Consider the following 14,296-nt stretch of genomic DNA (forward strand, 5'->3'; position numbering starts at 1 on the left):
TCCTCACACCCGCATGCGCAGAGGACGATTCGCGGTCTCGCGCATCGTCAGGATCGTGGCCAGCGAGACGACGGCCGCCACGATCACGTAGTAGGCGGGGGCGAGGTCGTTACCCGTGCGGTCGGTCAGCCAGGTCGCGACATACGGTGCGGTGCCGCCGAACAACGCCACCGAGGTGTTGTAGCCGATCGAGTATCCGCTCGAGCGCACCCGGGTGGCGAACAGTTCGGCGCCCGCGGCCAGTGAGCCCGCGACGAACACCGCCTCCAGTGCCGACAGTCCGGCATGTCCGGCGATCGCGCCCAGCAGCGTCCCGGTCTTGAACAGCGCGAACAACGGGTAGGCGAACACCGCGAAGCCGACAGCGCCCGCGATCAGCAACGGTTTGCGTCCCAGGCGGTCCGACAGCGCGCCCAGCGGCAGGATCAGCACCAGAGCCACGACACTGGCCACGGTGATCGAGACGAACGAGTCGGTCTTGGTGAAGCCGAGCGTCTCGGTCATGTAGCTCGGTAGGTAGGTGAACACCGTGTAGAAGCCGACGTTGTGGATGATGACCAGCCCGGCGATCTGCAGGATCTGCTTCCACGACGTCTTCACCGCGTCCCGCAGCGGGGTGGCCGACACCTCACCCGATTCCTTGAGCTCCTCGAAATCCGGTGTGTCACCGAGGCGTAACCGGATGTAGAGGCCGACACCGCCCAGCACGCCCGCAATGAGGAACGGGATGCGCCACCCGTAGGAGTCCATCGCCGGTTCGCTCAGCACGGTCTCCAGCACGGTGACCGTGATCGAGCCGAGCAGGAACCCGACGACCACGCTCCAGACCAGGAAGCTGACCACGAAACCGCGGTGCCGGTCGGGGGCGAACTCGGCGAGATAGCATGCCCCGCTGCCATATTCGCCTCCCGCGGAGAAGCCCTGCACACACCGCAGCAGGAGCAGCAACAGCGGTGCCGCGACGCCGATCGCGTCGTAACTCGGCAGCAGACCGATGGCGAACGTGGACGCCGACATCAACAGGATGACCAGGGCCAGCACCTTCTGGCGGCCGATCCGGTCGCCGAGCGGTCCGAAGAAGAAGCCGCCGAGGGGCCGCATGAAGAACGCCGCGGCGAAGATGGCGAAGGTGTTCAGCAGTGCGGCGGTGTCGTCGGCGGTCGGGAAGAACTTGTCGGCGATGTAGGTGGCGAGGAATCCGTAGATGGCGAAGTCGAACCACTCCACGGTGTTGCCGATCGCCGCACCGCGCACTGCGCGCCGCACTTCGAGCGGTTGCGCCTCGCGGTGGCGTTGTCCGTCGATGGTGGCCATGGCTACTCCTCGATCGCGACGTCGACCTCAGTGGGTTCGAGCATTCCCGATCTTGTGCCGAGCTAACCGCCTAGGTGAGCGGGGCGAAGATCGGCGTCGGGGCCGGCCGGCCGCGCAGGACGACCTCCCCGCAGGCGGTCCAGCGGCTGCGCTCCCGCGGGTCGGCGCGCTCGGAGACCGCCCCCGAGCACAGCACCCGGGCGTCGGAGGACTTCGCGTGGTCGGCCAGGCGGGCGGCCTCGTTGACCGCGTCGCCGATCACGGTGTACTCGTAGCGGTTCTCCGCGCCGATGTTGCCGGCGAACACCGGGCCCGCGGAGACGCCGATACCGAAATCCAGCGGTCTGCAGCGTAACTCGGCGGCCAGCGTGCGCGCGGCGACCAAGGCGGCGTCGGCGGGACGGTCGATCGCCAGCGGTGCGCCGAACACCGCGAGCGCGGCATCGCCCTGGAACTTGTTGATGAGCCCGTGCGCCTCGTCGACCACGGCGACGACGATCCCGAAGAAGTCGTTGAGCAGTTCGGCGACCCGTTGCGGCTCCCGTGCGGTCGCCAGCCGTGTCGACCCCACCAGATCGACGAAGAGCACCGCCACCTCCCGCACGTCGCCCTGCCCGCCGGTCGCCTCCTCGGCCCGGCGCACCACCTCCGGCCCCACGTGACGGCCGAACAGGTCGCGCAGGCGGTCGCGTTCCCGCAGGCCGAGCACCATGCGGTTGTATCCGCTCTGCAGATGCCCGATCTCGGAGCGGTCGTAGACGTCGACGAGCCGCCCGGCGCCGCCGCGCTCGATCTCGCCCATCGCCTCGACCACGTCGCGGACCGGGTCCGAGATCGACCGGGACACCACGATCATCGTGCGCAGGCCGAGCAGCACGGCGACCAGCGCGAGCACCAGCACCGGCAGGTCGATCGCCGCGGCGTCCCCGGCCAGCACGCCGAACCGTCGCAGCGTCACCAGCGCCACGATGCCCGCGCCGGGCAGCGCGATGCACACGATCCACATGAAGATCAGCCGCCCCCGGACGCCGGGTACGGATTCGGCGTGCGCCACCTCGGGGGTCAGCACGGCCATCAGCGGGCGCAGGGTGCGCTGGGTGAACAGGAATCCGGTGCAGACCGTCGCGGTGCCGCCGAACATCGCGGCCGTGACGAGTACGGCGAGCGGTTCGGAACCGGCCCGTTGGTTGAGGGCGACGAGGACGGCGACCGCCACGGCCCAGGGGGCGAGCAGCACCGTGGACAGCCGCGCGGTGACGTTCAGCGCAGGACCCGGACGGTCGCCCGGACGTCGCCCCTCGGCCCAGCGCCGGAATGCGGGTGCGAGTGCGACGGCGCCACCGGTCGTCGTGATCAGCGCGCCCGCCACGAACAGGGTCGCCACCGCGACCAGGTTGTGCGTGGTCAGCAGCACCTGCGCGCCCGCGACCCGCTCGACACCGAGCGTGACGACGATCGCGGTGACCTCGGCGGCGGTCAGCAGGAACGCGACCGCCAGACCCGCGGTGTACCTGGCGCGCACCCGCCGGGCGGTGTCAGTCGCTGGCGGGAAGGGGTTTGGCCTCTTTGAGGTTCAGCGGGGTGCTGCCGATGGACAGGGTGCCCGCACCGGCTTTGGTCACCAGGACCTCGGCGCCGTTGTCGTCGACGTAACGCTTACCCATCACGTTGCCGTCGGACAGCGCGGGATCGATGGTCAGGTCGGACGCCTTCTGGCCGTCCAGCGGCACCATCGGCGCACCGCCGGCGCGGAGATCGTCGAGGCTGTCGGCGCTGCGCACCACGATCACCTGGGTGTCACAGACCTGGCTCTGCAGGCGGGTGCCGTTCTTGATCATGCGGGCTCCTTCGTGGGCTCGTCGGCGGCGGCGTGGAATTCACGGATCAGTTCGCGGCGCAGCACCTTGCCGGTGGGGTTGGTGGGCAGCTCGTCGCGGAAAACCACCCGGTCGGGGGTGCGGGATCCGCGCAGGTGCTTGCGGACGTGGGCGCGCAGCTCGTCGGCGGCGGGGTCGGTGCCCGGGGCGGCCACCACCACCGCGACGATGATCTGTCCCCACCGCGGATCCTCGGGCCCCACGACGGCGACGTCGCGGACATGCGGGTGTTCGACGAGCACGTCCTCGATCTCGGCGGGCGCGATGTTCTCCCCGCCGCGGATGATGGTGTCGTCGGAACGGCCGCCGATGAACAGGTAGCCCTCGTCGTCAAGGGAGGCAACGTCTTTGGTGGGGAACCAGCCGTCGGCGTCGAGAACGGATCCGATGTCGGTGTACCGGCCCGAGACCTGTTCACCCCTCACGAACAGCTCTCCGGTCTCACCGGGACCGAGGACGGTGCCGTCCTCGGCGCGGATCTGCACTTCGATACCCGGCACGATCTGGCCGACCGAACCGAGCCTGCGCGCGACGGCCGCGTCGTCGGCGGCGAGTGCGGCGCGGTGGTCGTCGGGTCCGAGCACCGCGATCGTCGAACTGGTCTCGGTGAGCCCGTAGGCGTTGACGAAGCCGACGCCGGGCAGCAGTTCCAGGGCCCGGCGCACCAGCGGCAGCGGCACTTTGGAGCCGCCGTAGGCGAGGTTGCGCAGCGTCGGCAGGTCCACCGGTTCTTCGGTCAGCGCCGAGACGATCCGGTCGAGCATCGTGGGCACCACGGTCGCGGTGGTGACGCCTTCGGTGCTGACCAGCCGGATCCACTCGCGGGCGTCGAAGTGCCGCAGGTACACCATCTTCCGGCCCGCGTACAGGTTCGACATCGCCGCGCCCACACCCGCGATGTGGTACGGCGGTACACAGATCAGCGCCGCGTCGTCGGGATCGGCGGAGGCGAACTCCACGGTGCCCGTCACATAGCTGGTGAGGTTGTTGTGGGTCAGCTCAACGGCTTTGGGCCGCGATGTGGTGCCGGAGGTGAACAGGACGACCGCCACCGCGTCGGGGTCGGCGAACTCGGCCGCGGGTTCGGCGGTGCGTGCGGCGGCGAGGAACTCCTCGGAATCCATCACCTGCTTGCCCGCACCGGTGACGACGTCGCGGTATTCCGCGTCGGCGATCACGAGCGCGTCGGGCAGTCGGGCGATGAGTTCGTGCAGACCGTCGCGGCTCAGTCGGTAGTTGAGTGGGGTGAACGGGATCGCCGCGCGTGCGGAGGCGAACAGCAGCAGCGGCAGCAGGGCGCCGCCGGTGCCGACGTAGGCGACGTGCGCGGCCCCCGAGGCGGCGATGACCCCGGCGCCGCCGTCGGCGAGTGCGGACAGGTCGGCGACCGAGAGGCGCAGATCGTCGGACACCACCGCGGTGCGGTCCGGATCCGCGGAGATCGACATCTCCAGCAGCAGCGAGATACTCATGGCCTGTCCACTTTTTCGTCGACGAAGATGTCGAGGGTGGGGTTGTCCCCACCACCGTAGCGGGACAGGTCGGTCACACCCGCCGAAGCGAGCACTTCGGAGTCGATGAAGCACTGCGCGGTGGTCTCGCCCGCGGGCCGCGACAGGATCTCGACCGCGGCGTCGGCCATGATCTGCGGATCGCGCGCGGATTCGAGGGCGTCGGCGCCGATGTTCGCGACCGCGGCGGTCGCGATGTAGGTCTCGGGCCACAGGCAGTTGAACGCGATGCCCGGATACTCGGCGGCCCAGCCCAGCGACAGCAGCGTCATCCCGTACTTCGACAGCGTGTACGCCGGATGCGCGCCCAACCAGTGCGGGTTCATGTTCAGCGGCGGGGCCAGCGTCAGCACGTGCGGGTTCGACGATTCGCGCAGATGCGGCAGGCACGCCTTGGTGAGCAGGAAGGTGCCGCGGACGTTGATGTCCATCATCAGGTCGAACTTCTTGGCCGACAGTGACTCGGTCGGCTCGGTGGCGATGGCGCTGGCGTTGTTGACACAGATGTCGACGCCGCCGAAGTGCTCGACCGCCGTGGCGACCGCGCGCGCCACGTCGTCTTCCTTGCGGACGTCGCCGACCACGGCGACGCCCTTGCCGCCTGCGGCCTCGACCTCGGCGACGGCGGTGTGCACCGTGCCCGGCAGTTTGGGGTGCGGTTCGGCGGTCTTGGCCAGCAGCACGACGTTCGCGCCGCGGCGCGCCGCGCCGAGCGCGATGGCCAGGCCGATGCCGCGACTGCCGCCGGACACCACCAGGGTGCGATCAGCCAGCGTGCGCGGGCTGGTCATCCCTTCTTCGCTGGGCATGGGCCTCCTCGACTCGTCTCGATGGTATTGCCATTCTCATTTTCTGCAAGTGACGTATCCATCTATTGTGTCGCACTCAGCGACGCAGGTGGGGTGCGGGGTCTCCCGGTGTCCCGCGATGCGGCCCGGAACCCCCGCCACGTGCGTCGAGCCCGGCGCCTTCCCGGTTCCGGTATTGGCATTCTCATTTTTTGCAAGTACGTTATCCAACGATGAGCGACCGCGTACAGACTTCCTCGGGCCTCCCGCTCGAGCCCGTCTACGGGCCCGACGACCGGGACGGCGAACCCCCCGCGCCGGGCACCTATCCCTTCACGCGCGGCAACTTCGCATCGGGATACCGCGGCAAGTTGTGGACCTTCCGGCAGTATTCCGGTTTCGGTACGCCGGAGGAGTCCAATCGCCGCTACCGCTACCTGCTCGAACAGGGCGGCACCGGCCTGTCGGTGGCGCTGGACCTGCCCACGCAGTGCGGATACGACTCCGACGATCCCGAGTACGGCGAGGAGGTCGGCCGGGTCGGCGTTGCGGTCGATACGCTGGCCGACGCGGAGATCCTGTTCGACGGCATCCCGCTGGACAAGATCAGCACCAGCTTCACCATCAACGGCACCGCCGCGATCCTGCTGGCGTTCTACGTCGCCGCCGCCGAGAAGTCCGGCGTGCCGCGGAGCAAGCTCACCGGCACCATCCAGAACGACATCCTCAAGGAGTACGCCTCCCGCGGGACGTGGATCTGGCCGCCGGAGCCGTCGCTGCGGTTGATCGCCGACACCATCGAGTTCTGCGCCGCGGAGGTGCCGCGGTTCAACGCGATCTCGGTGGCGGGTGCGCACTTCCGCGACGCCGGCGCCAACGCGGTGCAGGAGATGGCGTTCACGCTCGCCGACGGGGTGACCTACTGCGACACCGTCGTCGAGCGCGGCCGGATGTCGATCGACAAGTTCGCCCCGCAGATCTCGTTCTTCTTCTACACCCACGGCGACTTCTTCGAGGAGATCGCGAAATACCGTGCGGGGCGGCGCCGCTGGGCCACGATCGTGCGGGAGCGCTACGGCGCGACCACCGACAAGGCGTCGATGTTCCGGTTCGGCTGCGTCTCCGGCGGCGCGTCGCTCTACGCCCCGCAGGCGCAGAACAACGTCGTGCGGATCGCGTACGAGGCGATGGCGTCGGTGCTCGGCGGGGTGCAGTCGATGTTCACCGCGGCGTGGGACGAACCGTTCGCGTTGCCCAGCGAGGAGTCCGCGACGCTGGCGCTGCGCACCCAGCAGGTCCTGGCCTACGAGACCGGGGTGACCCGGGTGGCCGATCCGCTCGGCGGGTCCTATTTCGTGGAGGCGCTGACCGACGCCACCGAGGCCAAGATCATCGAGATCATGCACGACCTCGAGACCCACGGCGGGATGGTCCGTGCGATCGAGGACGGCTATCTGCAGGGTCTGATCGCCGACGAGGCGTACAAGCTCCACCAGGAGATCGAGTCCGGTGAACGCCCGGTGGTCGGGGTGAACACGTTCGTCACCGACGAACCGCCCCCGGACATCGACACCTACGAACTCGACGCGGAGGGCCGCGATCTGCAGCTCAAGCGGCTGTCGAAGGTCAAGGCCGAACGCGACCCCGATGCGGTGGCCGCGACGTTGGCCGCCCTCTCCCGTGCGGCCGAAGGTGACGACAACCTGATGCACAAGCTGATCGACTGCGCGAACGCGTATTGCACGGTGGGGGAGATGGTTTCGGCGCTCAAAGCGGTGTGGGGCGAGTTCCAGCAGCCTGTCGTCTTCTAGAAAGGGGGTGTTCTGATGCCCACTCGAGTTCTCGTCGCGAAACCCGGCCTCGACGGCCATGACCGTGGTGCCAAGATCGTGGCACGTACGCTGCGCGATGCCGGCTTCGAGGTCATCTACACCGGGATCCGCCAGCGCATCGAGGACATCGTCTCGATCGCGCTGCAGGAGGACGTCGCGCTGGTGGGGCTGTCGATCCTCTCCGGTGCGCACCTCGCGCTGACCCGGCGTACGGTCGATGCGCTGCGGGCCGCCGACGCCGGTGACATCGCCGTCGTGGTCGGTGGCACCATCCCGCAGGCCGACGTGCCGAAGCTGCTGGAAGCCGGTGCGGCGGCGGTGTTCCCGACCGGCACACCGTTGGAGACGCTGGTCACCGAGGTGCGCAAGCTGACCGGTGAGGTGGCGCAGTGACCCGGCCGTCGCCGAACGTGCGCGTACTGCGACAACTCGGCCGGATTTTCGCACTGACCGCACGTTCGGCGAGGGAAGGCTGACATGAGACTCGGTGTGATGATCGGCGCCGAACGCGGCGACATGGCGCGCAAGGTCACCAAACTCGTCTCAGACATCGAATGGGCGGAGTCCGCGGGAATGGACACCGCGTGGATGCCGCAGGTGCCCAACGACTTCGACTGCCTCACGATGGTCGCCCTGATGGCCGCCCACACCTCGCGCATCGAACTGGGCACGGCCGTGGTGCCGCTGCAGGCCCAGCACCCGATCGCGCTGGCGCGCCAGGCGCTGTCGGTGCATGCGGTGGCCGCGGGGCGCCTCGCGCTCGGCGTCGGCCCGTCGCACCACTGGATCGTGCGGGACATGCTGGGCCTGCCGTACGACAAACCCGCCGCCTACACCCGCGACTACCTCGAGGTGCTCAACACCGCGCTGGCGGGTCCCGGTGACGTCGATGTCGAGAACGACTCGTTCACCGTGCACAATCCGACTGTGCTGCAAGCGGATACGCCGATGCCGGTGCTGGTGGCCGCGCTCGGACCGGTCATGCTGCAGCTGGCGGGGGAGCTCGCCGACGGCACCGTGCTGTGGATGGCCGACGAGAAGGCGATCGGTGAGCACATCGCGCCGAAGATCACCAAGGCCGCCGCCGACGCCGGGCGTCCGGCGCCGCGGATCGTCGCCGGTATCCCGGTGTGCCTGTGCGCCAACTCTGAGATCGATGCGGCCAAGGAGCGGGCCAACCGCATCCTCGCCGAGGCCGAGACGTCGCCGAACTACCAGCGCCTGCTCGACCGCGGCGACGCCCGCAACGTCGGCGACCTGTGTGCGGCCGGTGACGAGGATTCGATTCTGGCGCGGTTCAAGCAGTTCGCCGACGCCGGCGTGACCGATCTGTCGGTGCGGTTGCTGCCGATCGGGGAGACCCGCGACGAACTGATCGCCTCGAAGTACCGGACGCGTGAGGTGATCGCCGAGCTCGCCAAATCAATACGATGAGCGGACCGCTCGCCGGCATCCGCATCCTCGAGGTCGGCGTCATGCTCGCCGGCCCCTACGCCACGATGATGCTCGCCGACCTCGGCGCCGAGGTCGTCAAGATCGAGCCGCCCGGCGGCGAGATCTCCCGGCAGGTCAGCGACAGCTACTTCGCCAGCCTGAACCGCAACAAGGACAGCATCTGCCTCGACCTGCAGTCCGACGACGGACAACGCCGTCTCGGTGAGCTGGTTGCGGAATCCCATGCGCTGCTGGTGAACATGAAGCCGTCGGTGATCCGCAAACTCGGGCTCACCTTCGAGAACCTGCGGCGCTTCAATCCGAAGATCGTCTGCGTCGCGATGACGGGCTTCGGCCTCGACGGCGGCGACGACCCGGCGTTCGACTACGTGATCCAGGCGGCGACCGGCGTCGCAGCCATGACCGGAGACCCCGACGGTCCGCCGACGCTGCCCGGCTACTCGTCCGCCGACAACTCGACGGGGCTGACCGCCGCGCTCGGGCTGCTGGCGATGATCGTGTCCGGTCGCGGCGGTCAGGTCGACGTGTCGTTGCGCGATGTGATGCTCTCGCAGCTGAACTACCGCGCCGCGGCCTACCTCAACGACGGGGTGGCGCCGCGCCGTCATCCCAACGGCGCCCACTCGTTCTACGTTCCCGCGCAACTGTTTCCGACCGCCGAGGGGTACCTCGCGCTGTTCGTCACCCACGACGGGTTCTGGCGGTCGTTCGCCGCGGAGGCCGACATCGAGGGCTATCCGACGATGGCGGAGCGGGCGGCGCACCGCGACGAGGTGCTCGCGCTCGTCACCGCCGCGTTGAGCAAGGACACCGCGGCGGGGTGGGAGACCCGGCTGCGGGCGCTGGGGATTCCGGCCGCGGCCGTGCGGGACCTACCCGACGCGCTCGAGCGCACCCCCGAGGTTTTGGTCACCGCCGGTGAGTTCCGGTTGGTGGGCAGCCCGATCCACATCGCCGGCTACGAACCGGATTACCGTCCGCCGCCGCCGTTTCCACAGCCGGAGACCGGTCAGTCGTCGTAGGTGACCGCCACCCGCGCGGTGTCCGGCACCGCCTGGCAGGTCAGCACATACCCGTCGGCCACCTCGTCGTCATCGAGCGCGTCGTTGACCCGCATGGTGGCGGTGCCCTCGGTCAGCTTGGCGATGCAGGTGCCGCAGTTGCCTGCCTCGCACGAGAACGGCGGCGCCATCCCGGCCCGGCGGGCGCTCTCGAGCAGCGTTTCACCGGCCGCCGGCGTCACCGTCACCGTCTTGCGGTCGAGCACGATGGTCACCTCCGCGGCAGGCGTCGCGGACATCGGTTCGGCCGTCATGTGACTCCTTCGGCATGATGATTCTGATAAACGGAGAACTCTATTCTCCCGAAATGATAGGCTCTTCTCAAGAGCAGTTTACGGCGTCCAGGAGGGTCCGGCGGCGGTGAGTGATGGCCGAGGCATGACCGATGCCGCTGCCCTCGCATTCGGCGATCGGGAGTACACACTCGCCGATCTCGACGCCCTCGCCGGCGGGATGGCTACGGCCCTGGAGCTGCGCGGGGTCCGCGCGGGGGACCGGGTCGCGATCATGTCGTCGAACCGCCCAGAATTCGTCGCCGCCCTGCGCGGCATCTGGCATCTCGGCGCGGCGGCGGTGCTGATCAGCCCGGCGTGGAAGCACACCGAGGTTGCCCACGCACTGCAGCTGACCCGGCCCGGCTTCGCCGTCGGCGACCACCCCGTCCTCGCCGAGCACATGCCGATGCTGCACCTCGACGAACCCGTCGCACCGGGGCGTCGCGAATTCGATTCGCCCGAAACGGATTCCGATGCGCTGTTCGTGTTCAGCTCGGGCACGACGGGGATGCCCAAGGCGGTGCGGCACACGCACCGGGCGTTCGCGGTCGCGGTCCAGCACTGGCGCGATGCGCTGAAGTTGTCGGCCGCCGACCGGATGCAGATCATGACGCCCCCGTCGCACATCCTCGGACTGCTCAACATCGTCATGGCGCTCGAGACGGGTACGTGGATCCGCCTGCACCCCCGCCTCGACATCGACACGATGCTGCACCACATCGAGGCCGACCGGATCACCATCGAGATGGCCGTCGCTCCGATCGCGCTCGCGCTCGCCGCGCACCCGAAACTCGAGAGTTACGACCTGTCTTCGCTGCGCTACGTCATGTGGTGCGCCACGCCGGTCACCACGAGCGTCGCCGACGAGGTGACCCGGCGGGCCGGGGTGCGGTGGGTGGCCGCCTACGGCACCACCGAAGTGCCGGTCATCGCCGCCAACCCGGTCGCCGGCGCCCGGCTCGACACCGTCGGCAGGCCGGTGCCCGGTGTAGGGGTGCGGATCGTCTCTCTCGACGACGGGACGCCGGTGGGGCCCGACGAGGTCGGGGAGATTCAGGTGCGTTCGGATTCGGTGATGGCGGGCTACCTGCCGCGGGCGGCGACGGCGGCGGCGTTCGCCGACGGCTGGTACCGCACCGGCGACGTCGGACGCCTCGACGCCGACGGTTGGCTGCGCATCACCGACCGCTCCAAGGAGATGATCAAGGTCCGTGGCTTCCAGGTGGCGCCCGCCGAGATCGAGGCCGTCCTGCACGGCCACAACGCGGTCGAGGACTGCGCGGTGTTCGGCGAACCGCATCCGGTCGACGGTGAGGCCGTGGTCGCCGCCGTCAGCGTCATCGGTGACGTCACCGCCGAGGAGTTGATCGAGCTGGTCGCCGAGAGGCTGGCCTCGTACAAACGTCCCCGCCGGGTCGTGTTCGTCCCGGCCATACCGCGCTTACCTTCCGGGAAGGTTCTGCGCCGAGTGCTGAAGGAGCAGCATGGATGTACGCCTGAGCGCTGAACAACAGCAATTACGCGACGCCGCAGCCAAACTCGCGGACGATCTCGGGCCGGGGTCGGTCGCCGACCTGGCCGACGAGGCTAGGCGGGCGCGCCTGGAGAGGACCGTCGAGTCGACGGGCTGGCGGGCGCTGCGGTCCGACGGCGCCTCGGGCGTCGAAGTCGCCGTGGTGGCCGAGGAATTCGGCCGCGGCCTGGTCGACGTGCCGTTCCTGGGCCCCGCCCTGTCGGACGATCTTGCCAGGCTGCTGGGGCGCGCCCCCTCGACGCCGGCCGACAGCACGAGCGAGGTGGACCTGACCGCGAGTGCGGCGGGAGTCGCCGAGTCGCCGGCCGAGCTCGCGGAGCTCTCTTCCGAGGATGCGCAGCGGTGGCACGCGCTGGCGCTGGCGACGACGGCCGCCGACATCCTCGGCGCGGCCCGCGGTGCGCACGCGCTGGCCGTCGACTATGCGAAAGTGCGCGAGCAGTACGGCAACTCGATCGGCTCCTACCAGGCCGTCGCGCATCTGCTCGCCGAGGGCCTGGCGCTGATCGAGGGATCGGTGTCGATCCAGCGCCACGCCGCCTGGGCCGTCGACGAACTACCCGGCGCCGAGGCGGTGCGCGCGGGCCGCTACGCCAAGCTCTACTGCGCCCGCGCCGCCCGTACCGTTTGCGAAACCGCGATCCAGGTGCACGGCGGCATCGGCAACACCTGGGAATGCCTTGCGCACGTGTACCTGCGACGTGTGCTGACTTCGAGCGAATTGTGGCCGGTACGTCTGGAGGACATCGATCTTGGATTTTCGTGACTCACCCGAAGAGGCCGCCTTCCGCGACAGGCTGCGGAACTGGTTGGCCGACAACGCCGGACAGTTCGCGGTCTCCGGCGACGACTACTGGACCCGGCAGGGGGAGTGGCATCGGGCCCTGTACAGCGCGGGGTTCTTCGGCACGTCGTGGCCCCGCGAGTTCGGCGGGCAGGACCTGCCCCCGGTGTACGACGTCATCGTCGACGAGGAACTCGCCCGGGCCGGCGCACCGCCGCGCCCGAGCCTGGGCTACCTCGTCGTCGGCCTCGGCCACCACGGCAGTAAGGAACTCCAGCAACGGTTCCTGCCCGGGATGATCAACGGCACCGAACGCTGGTGCCAGGGTTTCAGCGAGCCCGGCGCCGGATCGGATCTCGCGTCGTTGACCACCACGGCGACCCGCGACGGCGACAACTACCTCATCCACGGCCACAAGATCTGGACCAGCTACTCCGACATCGCCGACTGGTGTCTGGTGCTCGCACGCACCGACAAGGACGTGAAGCGGCACAAGGGCATCTCGGCGTTCATCGTCGACATGCACCAGCCCGGGATCGAGCAGCGGCCGCTCAAGATGATCAACGGCGTCACCACCGAATTCGGCCAGGTGGCGTTCGACGGCGCCGTGGTACCCGCCGACCAGATGATCGGCGCACCGGGGGAGGGCTGGGCGCTGGCGATGACCGTGGTCAGCCACGAACGCGAACCCTCGACGCTCGGATACTCCGCCCGGTACGGAAAACTGGTGCGCCAGATGGCCGCCCGCGTCGACGGCAGACCGCCGGAGGATCTGGTCTGGGCCGCGGTGGAGGCCGAGATGCTGCGCCTGCATGTGCGGCGGCGGCTGTCCGAACAACTCGACGGCATCACCCACGGCCCGCAGGGCTCGCTGGACAAGCTGCTGATGACGTGGACCGAACAGTCCGTCGGGCACGCCGCGCTCGCGGTCAGCGGCACCAAGGATCCGGACCTGCTCAGCGCGTACCTCTACAGCCGCGCGCAGAGCGTGATGGGTGGGACGTCGCAGATCCAGAAGAACATCATCGCGTCGAGAATCTTGGGCCTGGGAGTGCGATGAGCGCTCGCGCGAAGAGCAGAGGAGTTTGTATGTACGACATGCCGGACGAGATCCAGGTGACGGCGGACGGGCCGCTGCGGATCATCACCCTCAACCGCCCGGATGCGCTCAACGCGGTCAACGATTCACTGCACTGCGGTCTGGCGCGGCTGTGGCCGCAACTGAACGAGGACCTCGACGCCCGCGCCGCGGTGATCACCGGTGCGGGACGGGCGTTCTCGGCCGGCGGCGACTTCGCCTACCTCGAGGAACTGGCCGGGGATGCGCAGCTGCGGCGCAAGACGATCCTGCACGGCCGCGAGATCGTGCTGGGCATGTGCCGCACCCGGATCCCGGTGGTGGCCGCGGTGAACGGGCCCGCCGTCGGGTTGGGCTGCAGCCTGGTCGCGTTGAGCGACATCGTCTACATGGCGCCGACGGCGTACTTCGCCGATCCGCACGTGCAGGTGGGCCTGGTCGCCGCCGACGGCGGTCCGCTGACGTGGCCGTTGCACATCAGCCTGTTGCTGGCCAAGGAATTCGCGATGACCGGCACCCGCATCCCCGCGCAGCGGGCAGCGGAGCTGGGCCTGGCGAACCACATCGTCGATGATCCGGTGGGCGAGGCGATCGCGTGCGCCGAGAAGATGATGCAGATGCCGCGCCAGGCGCTGGAGGCCACCAAGCGGCTGCTCAACATCCATCTCGAGCGGGCCGTGCTGGCGAGCCTCGACTACGCGAACAACGCCGAGGAGCAGTCGTTCCTGACCGAGGACTTCCGCACGATCGTGACGAAGCTCAACGCCAAGAAGAACTGACTCACGCG

Annotated in this window: 14 protein-coding genes; 8 read left to right on the top strand and 6 right to left on the bottom strand. The window is 69.1% G+C overall.

Annotated elements, in window-relative coordinates; genetic code table 11:
• Nucleotides 1–3 precede the first annotated feature (3 nt).
• From AU194_RS19510 to AU194_RS19530, 5 genes are all read right to left on the bottom strand, one after another.
• The gene (locus AU194_RS19510) at nucleotides 4–1,314 is read right to left on the bottom strand and encodes an MFS transporter (RefSeq protein WP_059090908.1); all 1,311 of its coding nucleotides are present in this window, start codon (nucleotides 1,312–1,314) and stop codon (nucleotides 4–6) included.
• Nucleotides 1,315–1,384: 70 nt separating this feature from the next.
• Nucleotides 1,385–2,836: an adenylate/guanylate cyclase domain-containing protein gene (locus AU194_RS19515; RefSeq protein ID WP_059090909.1), complete on the bottom strand. Its 1,452-nt coding sequence runs from the start codon at nucleotides 2,834–2,836 to the stop codon at nucleotides 1,385–1,387.
• A gap of 13 nt (nucleotides 2,837–2,849) precedes the next feature.
• The gene (locus AU194_RS19520) at nucleotides 2,850–3,152 is read right to left on the bottom strand and encodes a hypothetical protein (RefSeq protein ID WP_059090910.1); all 303 of its coding nucleotides are present in this window, start codon (nucleotides 3,150–3,152) and stop codon (nucleotides 2,850–2,852) included.
• Nucleotides 3,149–4,663, bottom strand: a complete 1,515-nt coding sequence (locus AU194_RS19525; RefSeq protein WP_059090911.1) for a class I adenylate-forming enzyme family protein — start codon at nucleotides 4,661–4,663, stop codon at nucleotides 3,149–3,151. The genes AU194_RS19520 and AU194_RS19525 overlap by 4 nt, the downstream gene beginning before the upstream one ends.
• On the bottom strand, nucleotides 4,660–5,511 hold the full coding sequence (locus tag AU194_RS19530) for an NAD(P)-dependent oxidoreductase (RefSeq protein ID WP_059090912.1): 852 nt from the start codon (nucleotides 5,509–5,511) through the stop codon (nucleotides 4,660–4,662). Before AU194_RS19530 ends, AU194_RS19525 begins: the two co-directional genes overlap by 4 nt.
• A 212-nt stretch (nucleotides 5,512–5,723) precedes the next feature.
• Between AU194_RS19530 and AU194_RS19535 the strand changes: the two genes are divergently transcribed.
• From AU194_RS19535 to AU194_RS19550, 4 genes are all read left to right on the top strand, one after another.
• Entirely contained in the window at nucleotides 5,724–7,301 is a 1,578-nt protein-coding gene (locus tag AU194_RS19535; protein WP_059090913.1) for a methylmalonyl-CoA mutase family protein, read from the top strand.
• Nucleotides 7,302–7,316: 15 nt separating this feature from the next.
• On the top strand, nucleotides 7,317–7,715 hold the full coding sequence (locus AU194_RS19540) for a cobalamin B12-binding domain-containing protein (RefSeq protein WP_059090914.1): 399 nt from the start codon (nucleotides 7,317–7,319) through the stop codon (nucleotides 7,713–7,715).
• 84 nt (nucleotides 7,716–7,799) lie between these two features.
• Nucleotides 7,800–8,756, top strand: coding sequence for an LLM class F420-dependent oxidoreductase (locus AU194_RS19545; protein WP_059090915.1), 957 nt, complete (start codon nucleotides 7,800–7,802; stop codon nucleotides 8,754–8,756).
• A complete protein-coding gene (locus tag AU194_RS19550; RefSeq protein WP_059090916.1) occupies nucleotides 8,753–9,799 on the top strand; it encodes a CaiB/BaiF CoA-transferase family protein in 1,047 nt (348 codons plus the stop codon). Before AU194_RS19545 ends, AU194_RS19550 begins: the two co-directional genes overlap by 4 nt.
• Here the strand turns inward: AU194_RS19550 and AU194_RS19555 are convergent.
• Nucleotides 9,787–10,092, bottom strand: coding sequence for a 2Fe-2S iron-sulfur cluster-binding protein (locus AU194_RS19555; protein ID WP_059090917.1), 306 nt, complete (start codon nucleotides 10,090–10,092; stop codon nucleotides 9,787–9,789). The genes AU194_RS19550 and AU194_RS19555 overlap by 13 nt on opposite strands.
• Nucleotides 10,093–10,216: 124 nt before the next feature.
• On the opposite strand from AU194_RS19555, the gene AU194_RS19560 reads away from it, so the two are divergent.
• From AU194_RS19560 to AU194_RS19575, 4 genes are read left to right on the top strand one after another with little or no spacing between them, the layout of a single operon-like run.
• On the top strand, nucleotides 10,217–11,620 hold the full coding sequence (locus AU194_RS19560) for a class I adenylate-forming enzyme family protein (protein WP_059090918.1): 1,404 nt from the start codon (nucleotides 10,217–10,219) through the stop codon (nucleotides 11,618–11,620).
• Nucleotides 11,598–12,413 (top strand): acyl-CoA dehydrogenase family protein, encoded by an 816-nt coding sequence (locus AU194_RS19565; RefSeq protein WP_059090919.1) that lies wholly within the window; start codon nucleotides 11,598–11,600, stop codon nucleotides 12,411–12,413. Before AU194_RS19560 ends, AU194_RS19565 begins: the two co-directional genes overlap by 23 nt.
• Complete coding sequence (locus tag AU194_RS19570; RefSeq protein WP_059090920.1) at nucleotides 12,400–13,491, top strand: acyl-CoA dehydrogenase family protein; 1,092 nt, start codon at nucleotides 12,400–12,402, stop codon at nucleotides 13,489–13,491. The genes AU194_RS19565 and AU194_RS19570 overlap by 14 nt, the downstream gene beginning before the upstream one ends.
• A gap of 29 nt (nucleotides 13,492–13,520) precedes the next feature.
• Nucleotides 13,521–14,288, top strand: coding sequence for an enoyl-CoA hydratase/isomerase family protein (locus AU194_RS19575; RefSeq protein ID WP_059090921.1), 768 nt, complete (start codon nucleotides 13,521–13,523; stop codon nucleotides 14,286–14,288).
• The last annotated feature ends 8 nt before the right edge of the window (nucleotides 14,289–14,296 follow it).

Source organism: Mycobacterium sp. GA-2829 (assembly GCF_001499965.1).
GTDB lineage: Bacteria > Actinomycetota > Actinomycetes > Mycobacteriales > Mycobacteriaceae > Mycobacterium.